This is a genomic window from uncultured Virgibacillus sp. (assembly GCF_947495635.1).
GTDB classification, from domain to species: Bacteria; Bacillota; Bacilli; order Bacillales; family Amphibacillaceae; genus Virgibacillus; species Virgibacillus salarius.
On record NZ_CANMAB010000197.1, the window covers coordinates 1 to 1,573 of the forward strand.

Sequence of the window (1,573 nt, forward strand, 5' to 3'; positions counted from 1 at the left end):
TCACTATCGTTGCATTAAACAAAAACAAAAATGTCAAGTATTAATTAATTTCAAATAAATGTAATTAAAGGGAATTTATAGTCTTCAAAGATATAAAAAAATCCTTATAATTAGATGACAGAAGGTTCAAAGTCCTGTCCATACCCTAATTATAAGGAGTTCTCATGGACAAGAATAACACAAAATCAGTTTTTAAGGAATATATTCAACCAACAGAAATGAAAGTCATTTCTAAAATTATTGATCAGTTGAAGATTGATAAGTATGTTAAAAAACTAGATAGCCTCACCTTCACCAAATTATTTATTTATGCTCAATTGAAACAGTTATCAAGTCTTAAAGAGATTAGTTTCAAGGTACGGCACAAGAAAAAATTACAAAAAGAACTTGGGCTAAAAAGTATTAGTAAATCTCAACTTTCTCGAAAACTTTCTGATCTTCCTCCGGAGATCTTCCAGGCGATTCTGCGTCATTTAATCCAACAGATCCATCAGGAAATTGGGGAAGAAAAGGGAAGCGAATTACTTGAGAAAATCCATCTCATTGATTCAACGACCATTTCTTTTTGCCTTAGCCAGTATCGGTGGGCTGATTTTCGAAACACGAAAGCTGGAGTAAAAATTCATACTCGTGTAGTTTTTTGTGATGGGGAGGTTTCCCCAGATAAAATCATTGTTACTCCTGCTAGACCAGCTGATCGAACCCAATTAGACGCATTGATGGTCACAGAGAAGGATGCCCTTCATGTGTTTGATAGAGGGTACTTTGATTTTCAAAAATTTGATGATTATTGTCAGAACAATATTCGCTTCTGTACTCGTATCAAGGAGAATACCATTATCCAAGTCATCGAAGAACTCCCTGTAGATCCGGAATCTACGATTCTTCGTGAGGCTGTGGTTAAACTGAGGAAAATGAAATTTCCAGTTCGCTTGATCGAAACACAAGATAGTCAAGGAAATCTTATTAGGATCATCATTAATGATGCGAAAATGAGTGCACAGGAAATCAGTGATCTTTACCGAAATCGCTGGCAAATAGAATTATTCTTTAAATGGATGAAACAACACTTAGTTCTCAAAAAGTGTTATGGAAAGAGCTCAAACGCCGTTTACAACCAAATTTACATAGCTATGATCACTTTCTGCTTAACTTTATTGATGAAGAAAAAAGTGTGTTATCAAGGATCACTTCTCGAAATGCTTGAATTTATTGGTGTATATTGGTCAAGCTGCTTCTCTACCTTTATAAAAGAACTGTTTAAAAAGCCAAATCGAACGTCGGATGGACGGAGGCGACTTGAACATGAGCGCATCTTTAATAACATACTAGAACAAATTAAACGAGAGGAAACCTGGTACTTAAATAATGATGTAACCTATGATCTTATCTTCTGATATGTAAAAATCTGGATAAGGGCTACCTTCAATTAGTACCCCCTTATCCTTTTGGCTCTATAAACCCTATATTCAAAAAACTGAATTTTTGAACAGTTATTAATTGGTATATTTTTGATAAATATTCCAGTTTTGCGCACTTGACTATTTTTAAAATTTTTTGTGCAACGCTAATG

Annotated in this window: 1 protein-coding gene; it reads left to right on the forward strand. The window is 34.2% G+C overall.

Annotation, left to right across the window (positions count from 1 at the left end; all coding sequences use genetic code 11):
- Positions 1–164: 164 nt before the first annotated feature.
- On the forward strand, positions 165–1,397 hold the full coding sequence (locus Q1A47_RS20420; protein WP_166531062.1) for an IS4 family transposase: 1,233 nt from the start codon (positions 165–167) through the stop codon (positions 1,395–1,397).
- Positions 1,398–1,573 lie beyond the last annotated feature (176 nt).